The sequence below is a fragment of the Streptomyces sp. NPDC088147 genome, from assembly GCF_044741565.1.
Classification (GTDB): domain Bacteria; phylum Actinomycetota; class Actinomycetes; order Streptomycetales; family Streptomycetaceae; genus Streptomyces.
In genome coordinates this window covers 1-9,520 of the sequence record NZ_JBIUSY010000011.1, presented here as the reverse complement: position 1 = coordinate 9,520, position 9,520 = coordinate 1, and the positions used below count along the sequence as shown (strand labels likewise).

Below are 9,520 nucleotides of genomic sequence, written 5' to 3'. Positions count from 1 at the left end.
GCGGTGGTTTCCGGCCCGGCTAAAGGACCGGATCACCGCCGTTCTCGATATCCTCGATGATCAACTCCTCGATCTTCCCGGCGAGTTGTTCGACCGTGGGGAAATCGAACATCACGCGGGCCGAGGGGTTGATGTCGAACACAGTCCGGACCCTAGCAATCACGCGAAGACTCAGGACCGAGTTTCCGCCCAGGCTGAAGAAGTCCTCCTGGATTCCGGTTCGTTCCAGTCCGAGCACCTCCGCCCAGATCTCCGCCACGGCCTCTTCCGTCGGGGTGCGCGGGGCCACGAACGCGGCGCGGCTGCCGTACTCGGGCGCAGGGAGCGCGCGGCGGTCGAGCTTGCCGTTCGTGGTCAGCGGCAGCCGCTCCAGCGCCACGAACGCGGCCGGAACCATATAGTCCGGCAGCGCGTCGCCCAGCGTCCGCCGCAGCCCGGCCTCGTCGAACCCCGCGAGCCCGGCCGCCCCGCCGGCGGGTACGACGTACGCCACGAGCCGCTGGTCCCCGGGCTGGTCCTCCCGTACCACCACGGCTCCCTGGGCCACCGCCGGATCGGCCGCGACCAGGGCCTCGATCTCGCCCAGTTCGATCCGGAAGCCGCGGATCTTCACCTGGTCGTCGTTGCGTCCCAGATAGTCCAGCGTCCCCGCGGCGTTCCAGCGGGCGGTGTCGCCGGTCCGGTACATCCGGGCGCCGGGGCCGCCGAAGGGGTCGGCGACGAACCGTACGGAGCTGAGTCCCCGCCGGTTCAGATAGCCGCGGGCCAGGCCGCCTCCGGCGATGTACAGCTCGCCCCGTACGCCCTGGGGCACCGGGCGGAGCGCGGTGTCGAGCACGTACGCGCGCAGATGCGGCAGCGCCCGGCCGATCACGCTTCCGGCGCCCGGGGTCACGAACTCGGGCTCGGCCCGCCGGCTCGTGACATGCACGGTGGTTTCCGTGATTCCGTACATGTTGACCAGTACGGGACCGCCGTTGCCCGACCGCTCCACCCAGCTCGCGATCCGCGACCAGTCCAGGGCCTCGCCGCCGAACACGACCGTGCGCAGCGCGAGCCGCTCCCGCAGCCCGTCCACCGCGTCGATCTCCTCGGCCAGCCGGTAGAACGCGGACGGGGTCTGGTTGAGTACGGTCACGCGCTCACGTTCGAGGAGCAGCGCGAAGTCCTCGGGGGCGCGCGCCACATCGCGGTCCACCACGACCAGGCGCCCGCCGTAGGCCAGCGCCCCCCACAGCTCCCATACGGTGAAGTCGAACGCGTAGGAGTGGAACATCGTCCAGACGTCGTCGGGGCCGCACGCGAACTGCTCCTGGGTGGCGGCGAGCAGCTCCGCCACATTGCCGTGCGAGACCACCACGCCCTTGGGACGCCCGGTCGAGCCGGAGGTGTAGATGACATACGCGGCGGAGGCGGCGGAGACGGGCGCGCGACGGGGCGGGTCGGTCTCCTCGGCGTCCGGTCCGGCTGGTCCGGCTGGTCCGGCCAGTCCGGCCGCAAGGTCGGTCGCGGGACCCTGGGCCTGACCGGCCACAGGACCGGCCTCCGGGGCGTCCAGCACCAGCGACCGGTGCGCTGCGTCCCCGGGCAGGACAGCCGCCGTCTCCCGGCTGGTGATCACCAGATCGGCGGCGCTGTCCTCGATGATGTACGCGATCCGGTCGGCCGGGGACGCGGGGTCGACCGGCACATACGCTGCCCCCGCCTTCAGTACGGCCAGGACCGCCACCACCAGGTCGATCGAGCGCGGCAGCACCAGCCCCACCCGGGACTCCGGGCCCACCCCGTGCGCGGTGAGACGGGCGGCGAGCCGCGCGGCACGCGCGGCCAGCTCGCCGTAGTCGACGGTGGTGTCTCCGAACGTCACGGCGGGCGCCCCGGGCACGGCACGGGCCCGCTCCTCGAACATGGTGAGGGGCGACACCGCGGGCACACCCGGATCCCCGCTGTCGTTCCAGGAGTCCAGCAGCAGTGAGCGCTCCTCCGCCTCCAGCGGATCGTGCTCCAGCAGGGGCCGTTCGGGGGCGGCGGTGAGCCGGTCGGCCAGCGTCAGCCAGTGCCTGGTGAGCCGGTCGACGGTGGCCGCGTCGAACAGATCGCTGTGGACGGCCACGGCCTCCAGGCCACCGCCCGGCCGCGGCTGGAACTCCAGGTGCAGATCGAACTGCGCGGTGTCACGCGGCGGTACGAACTCACCGACCCGTACCCCCGGCAGGTCGAATTCGCCGCGCGGGGTGTTCTGGAGCACCAGCATGGCCTGTACGAGGGGGGTACGGCTGGTGTCACGCTCAGGGGCCAGCTCCTCGATCAGCCGGCTGAAGGGCACGTCCTGATGGGCGAAGGCGTCCAGCACGGTCGTACGGACGCCGTCCAGGAACCCGTCGAACGTCAGCGCCTCGTCCACCTGTGAGCGCAGCACCAGCGTGTTGGCGAAGAAGCCGACAAGACCCTCCAGTTCGGCCCGCTCACGCCCCGAGACGACCGTGCCGACCGCGATGTCGCGTCGGCCGGTGTAGCGGGCGAGGAGGAGTTGCGTCACCGCCGTCAGCACCATGAACAGGCTCGCGCCGCGCCGACGGCCCGCCTGTGTCAGACGGTCCGTCAGTTCGGCGGACACCTCGAAGGCGTGCAGCGCCCCGGCCGAGGTGCGGACCGCCGGGCGTGGCCGGTCCGTCGGCAGCTCCAGCGGCTCCAGCTCCGCCAACTGGTCGCGCCAGTAGGCCAGATGGTCGTCCAGCGCCTCACCCGTCAGTCGGGCACGCTGCCAGACCGCGAAGTCCGGGTACTGCACGGGCAGTTCGGCGAGGTCCGGCTGCTCTCCGCGTACGGCGGCCGAGTAGCAGACACTCAGCTCACGCGTGACCACGCCCATGGACCAGCCGTCGGTGACGATGTGGTGCATCGCCAGGACGAGCACATGCTCACGCTCGTCCACCTGCGCCAGGAAGACACGCAGCAGCGGGCCCATACGCAGATCGAACGGTGTCGAAACGGCGGCCGACAGGGCCTCGTCCAGCGCGGTGACCTGGACCGGGACATCGACCGCGTCGTGCACCAGTTGTACGCCGCGCCCGTCCACGGAGTCGAAGGTGGTCCGCAGTGCCTCGTGCCGGGCGACCAGGCGCGAGACCGCCGTGCGCAGGGCGGAGATGTCGAGATCGCCGGTCAGCCGCAGGGCGGTGACGACGTTGTACTCGACACTGTCACGGGCGAAGTCGTCCAGGAACCAGAGGCGTTCCTGTGCGAAGGACAGCGGCAGATCGCCGTCGCGCGGTACCGGCTCCGGCACCGGGCCGCTGTCGTCGGGGGCGGGGGCGGGGGCGGGAGCAGAGGCGGGATCGGTGCCCGGGAGCACCGTCCCGCGCGGCACGGTCTCCGCGAGGCGGGCGATGGTGGGATGGTCGAAGAGCGCCCGGGGAGACAGTCCGGTGCCCAGCACCGTACGGATCCGGGAGACCACCCGCAGGCTGGAGATGGAGTCCCCGCCCAGTTCGAAGAAGTCGTCGTGGACGCCGACGCGCTCCACCCCCAGGACCTCGGCCCAGGTCTCGGCGAGCACGCGTTCCTCCGCCGTGCGGGGTGCGACATACTCCGCCACCGCATCGGACTCCGGCGCGGGCAGTGCACGCCGGTCGGTCTTCCCGTTCACGGTCAGCGGCAGCTCGTCCAGGACGACGAACGCGGACGGCACCATGTACTCCGGGAGTACGGAGGCCACGTGCGCGCGGACGGCGGAGACGTCCAAGTCACCGGACGACGGTACGAGGTAGGCGACCAGGCGCTTCACCCCCGGACGATCCTCCCGGGCCAGCACCGCGACACCGCCCACACTCCCGTGACGCGCCACCACCGCCTCGATCTCACCCAGCTCGATACGGAACCCACGAACCTTCACCTGACCATCACCACGGCCCAGGAAGTCCAGCCGGCCGTCCGGACGCCACCGCACCACATCACCCGTGCGATACAACCGCCCACCCGAACCGAACGGATCCGCAACAAACCGCTCCGCCGTCAGGCTCGTCCGACCGTCATACCCACGCGCCAGACCCGCACCACCGAGATACAACTCACCCGGCACCCCGACACCCACCGGCCGCAGCGCACCGTCCAGAACGTAACCGGTCGTGTTGTCCATCACCTGCCCGAGCGGCACCGAACCACCCGCCGCATCCTCCGCCACGATCGGACCACTCACCGCAAAGGTCGTGGACTCCGTCGGACCGTAGCCATTGACCAGCACCGTCCCCGGGCACGCGGCCAGCATCCGCTCCGCGGCCACCGCCGGCACCGCATCCCCACCCGTCCACACCTCACCCAGACCAGCGAAACACCCCGGGTCCTCCTCCACCAGCACCCCGAACAACGCCGCCGTCACCCACAGCCCCGACACCCCACGTGCCACCGCGTCCCGCACCACCGGAACACTCAGCTCACCCTCGGCCACCACCACCGTGCCACCACGCAACAACGGCACCCACACCTCATACGTCGCCGCATCAAACGAATGCGGCGAATGGAACAACACCCGCCCATGCGCACCCGACGACCACCGGGAATCAGCAGCCAGAGCCACCACATCCCCATGCGTCACCGCCACACCCTTCGGCACACCCGTCGAACCCGACGTAAACATCACATACGCCAACGCACCCCCCGGAATGACGGCCGGAAGCCGCACATCCGCCACCGGCTCCGCATCCACCGCGACGGCCGGTACCCCACCGATCTCGTCCACCGATCGGTCCGTGATCACCACGACCGCACCACTACGCCCCAGCACCTGCCGTATCCGCTCGTCCGGATACCCGGCATGCAACGGAACGTAGGCGCCCCCCGCCTTCAGCACCGCGAGCATGGCCACGACCACATCGACGGAGCGCTCCAGCAGCAGCCCTACGCGCGATTCGACGCCCACACCACGCGCCGCGAGCACCCGCGCCAGCCGATCGGTCCGCGCGTCCAACTGCGCGTACGTCAGCGAGACGTCTCCGCACACCACCGCCACCGCGCCCGGCGAGCCGTCCGCGCGCCGCGCGAAGGCGTCCACGACCGACGGGCCGACGGGTACGGTCCCGCCGCCGTCGCTCCAGTCCCGTACCAGCCGTTCCCGTTCACCGTCCGGCATCAGCGGCAGCGCTCCCACCCGGGTGTCCGGGCCGACGGTGAGCGCGTGGAGGAGGTGCTCCATCTGTGCCGTGAGACGCCGCGCGGTATCGGCGTCGAACCGCGCGGGATCGTAGCCGAGGTCGAAGCTCAGCCGGTCGCCCGCGTACGCGGTCAGTGCCAAGGGGTAGTTGGTGGTCTCCCTGACCTCGATGTCGCGGAGCGAGAGGCCGAACCGCTCCGCTCCGTCGGTGTCGACGGGGTAGTTCTCGAAGACGAGAAGGCTGTCGAAGAGGGCTGTTCCCGGCGGCAGTTCGGTCTCCAGATCGCTCAGCGCGATCTCCTCGTACCGACGCGCCTCGACCTGTGCGGACTGAAGACCGCCGAGCCACTCCGCCACCGACAGCCCGGATTCGACCTTCACCCGCACCGGGAGTGTGTTGATGAAGAGACCGAGGATGTCCTCGGCCCCCGGCAGATCCGCAGGACGCCCCGACACCGTCGTACCGAACACCACATCGGACGAGTCGGCGTACTGCGACAGCACCAACGCCCACGCGCCCTGCACCACCGCGTTGAGCGTGAGGCCGTTCAACCGGGCGAAGGCCGTGACCTGCGCGGACAGCTCGTCGGAGACCGCGAGCGAGACGCGTTCCGTGGACTGTCCATGGCTCGCCCTGCCCAGAGGAGTCCGGTCGTACGGGAGCGCCGTCGGCTCCGTGAATCCGGCCAGCCGCTCACGCCAGAAGGACCGGCCGGTGTGCTGGTCGCGCGCGGCCAGCCAGGCGAGGTAGTCCCGGAAGGGGCCCCTGTCCGCCCTGGATACCGCACCACTGTCGTCGGCCGCAGCCGTACCCGTGCCGGACTCTGTACCCGTACCCGTACCCGTACCCGTGCCGGGCCCCGCACTCGTATCCGTGCGGGTGAGGGACGCGTATTCGGCGATCACGTCGGAGAGCAGCGCCGCCGTGCTCCAGCCGTCCAGCAGCAGATGGTGGAAGGTCCACACCACCCGGATCCTGTCGGCGGCGAGCCGAATCAGCACCAGTCGCATCAGGGGCGGGGATTCGAGAGCGATCCCACGCGCCTTGTCCTCCGCCAGCAACTCGTCCAGCGCGACGGCTCGTTCCGGCTCGTCCAGCCCCGACCAGTCCAGGCTGCGCACCGGCAGGGTCACCGCTCGATGGACCACCTGCACCGGAGTGCCGATGTCCCGCCAGACCACCGAGGCCCGGAGCGCGTCCGACCGCTCCACCACCCGCTGCCAGGCACGCGCGAGCGCTTCGGGGTCGTGAGCGCCCTGGACCACGAAGGAGAACTGTTCGAGGTACGCGGGCGACTCCGGCTCTGCCAGCGCGTGGAAGACCATGCCCGCCTGGAGTGCCGTCAGGGGGTAGACGTCCTCGATCCCGCTGCCGTCGCCTCCACGGACCAGCCGGTCCACCTCGCCCTGATCGAGCGCGGCGAGCGGGAAGTCGGATGGCGTACGGCCGCCCGCGCCCGGCTCCGCGCAGTGCCGCAGGAATGCGCGTAGCTGGTCGGTCATTTCGGTCGCAAGCCGCTCGATGGTGGTCCGGTGGTAGCGGGACCGGGCATAGGACCAGGTGAGGGTGAGCCGGCCGGCTCGTACCTCCCCGATCACATCCAGCTCGTGCGGACGGGCCTCGGCCGGACCGAACTCGCCGCCGGGGTTGAGCGTCAACGACCGGTACAGATCGTGCCGGCCGGCCAATCCGTCGAGCTGGCCGAGGTAGTTGAAACTGACCTGTGGCTCGACGGTGCCGAGGCCGTCCGCGTCCCGGTCCGTGGCCAGGTGGCGCAGGGCGCCGTGTCCGATGCCCCGGTCGGGGACGGCGCGGAGCTGCTCCTTCACCGACTTGATGTCCTTCGCCCAGTCGTCGGCCCCGGGCAGCGCGAGCGCGACCGGGTGGATGGACGTGAACCAGCCGACGGTACGGGTCAGATCGATGTCGTCGAACAGCTCCTCGCGGCCGTGCCCTTCCAGATTGACGGCTGTCCGGTCGTGCCCGGTCCAGGTGCGCAGGGTGCGGGCGAGGGCCGTGAGCAGCACATCGTTCACCCGCGTCCGGTACACCGGCGGGACCTGGTGCAGCAGCGCCTCCGTCTGCTCGGCGTCGAGCGTGACGGACAGCGTCTCCTGGGCGGCGACGGTGTTGTCCCCGTCGGGGAGGTCGACCGGGATGGCGGAGTGCGCGCCGTCGACCACGGACCGCCAGTAGTCGCGCTGCGAGTCGAAGCCGCCTCGCGCGGTGTGTTCCGCCAGACGCTTCGCCCACTGGCGCACGGACGTGGTCTTGGCACCGAGAGCGATGGGGCGGCCTTCGCGGGCCTGGGCGTGAGCGGTGGCGAGATCGTCCAGCAGGATGCGCCAGGACACCCCGTCCATCATCAGGTGGTGCACGGCGATCAGGACACGCGAGGCATGGTGGCCGCCGGCCGGGACGCCGACGAGCACGCGGATGAGCGGGCCGCGTTCGAGGTCGAAGCCCGCCTGCGCGCGCCGTGTCAGCTCCTTCCAGGCGGCGTCGGCGGCCGTGGCCGGACCGTCGTCAGGTCCCTGTCCGCCGCTCCGCGCGGCCTCGGGACCGCCGACGGGCCCGGCACCGGGTCCGCCCGGAAGCTCATGGACCGTGAACACGGTGTCCAGGTCGAGCCGGGGTTCGATGCGCGCGGTCCAGTGCTGCGGTCCGCGGCGGGCGAAGACCGTCCGCAGCGCGTCGTGCTGCTCCAGTACGGCGGCGAGCGCGCTCCGCAGCGCGGCCGGGTCGGTGCCGGGGGCCGGGATGAACTCCGTCGCCATATTGAAGTGTTCGGGCACCACGGGGTGGCCTGCGAAGAACCACTCCCTGATGGGTGTGGGGCCCACTTCCCCCGTGACGGTGCCCTGCTCCGCCAGCACGACGGCACCGGCACCGGCCGTGCGCGCCACGGCGGCGAGGGCCGCGATCGTCTGCCGGGCGAACACATCACGCGACGACAGCTCCAGCCCTGCCTGCCTGGCCCGTGAGACCACCTGAATGCTCAGGATCGAATCCCCGCCCAGGGCGAAGAAGTTGTCCTCGATCCCGACCCGTTCGAGGCCCAGCACGTCAGCCCAGATGTCACAGAGGGTCCGCTCCGTGTCCGTACGCGGAGGTGTGTATCCGGCGACCGGAACGGCGTCGGGCGCGGGCAGGGCCGTGCGGTCCACTTTCCCGCTCGCGTTCACCGGCAGCGCGTCCAGCACCACGAACGCCGACGGCACCATATAGGCCGGCAGCTCAGCGGCAGCATGCTCCCGCAACACCGCCGACTCGACACCCCCACCACCCGACTCCGACGCCACCACATACGCGACAATCCGCTTCACGCCGGGACGGTCCTCACGCACCATCACCGACACCTGTCCCACCATCCCATGCCGGGACAGCACCGCCTCGATCTCACCCAGCTCGATACGCAGACCACGCACCTTCACCTGGTCGTCGCCACGCCCCACATACTCCAGCTGACCATCCACCCGCCACCGCACCACATCACCCGTGCGATACAACCGCCCACCCGAACCAAACGGATCCGCCACAAACCGCTCCGACGTCAACCCCGAACGCCCGAGATACCCACGCGCCAACCCCGGCCCCGCCACATACAACTCACCCAGCACCCCCACCGGCACCGGCCGCAGCCACCCGTCCAGCACCCACACCCGCGCATCCGCGACCGGCACTCCAATGGGCGGAGCACCGGCCCCGGGGTCCAGCCGTCCACTCATGGACGCGGCGATCGTCACCTCCGTAGGACCGTAGGCATTGATCATCGTCCGGCCATCCGACCACCGTTCGACCAGCTCAGGCCCGCATGCCTCGCCGCCCGTCACCAGCACCCGCAGATCAGGCAGCTCACCGGCCGGCACACTGCCCAGCACCGTCGGCGGCACCAACGAATGCGTAATCCGCTCCCCCACAAACACATCCAGCAACTCCTGCCCGGCCAACGGCCGACCACCCTCAGGAATCACCAACGTCCCCCCACCACCCAGAGCCATCAACAGCTCCATCACCGACGCATCGAAACCCGCCGACGCCAACTGCAACACCCGCGAACCGCTGTCCAGCCCGAACCGCTCCACCATCGCGGCCGTGAAACCGGCGATACCACGATGCGACACAACCACACCCTTGGGACGCCCCGTCGACCCCGACGTATAAATCACATACGCCGCCGAATCCCACGACACCGGCCCCACAGGCACAGGAAGAGGGACGGATCCGGTCCCGGACCCAGCCTCCGAAGCAGCAGCCAGAACCCCCCACATCTCCTCATCAATCACCAGCTCAGCACCACAATCCGCCGTCACAAACTCCATACGCTCAACCGGCCACTCCGGATCCAACGGCACATACACACCCCCCAC

At 70.4% G+C, this 9,520-nt stretch carries 1 protein-coding gene; it reads right to left on the bottom strand.

All coding sequences use genetic code 11. The features are described 5' to 3' along the window. Positions 1-19: 19 nt before the first annotated feature. A partial coding sequence (locus ACIOGX_RS33110) for an amino acid adenylation domain-containing protein (RefSeq protein ID WP_401918332.1) occupies positions 20-9,520 on the bottom strand: 9,501 nt, incomplete at its 5' end.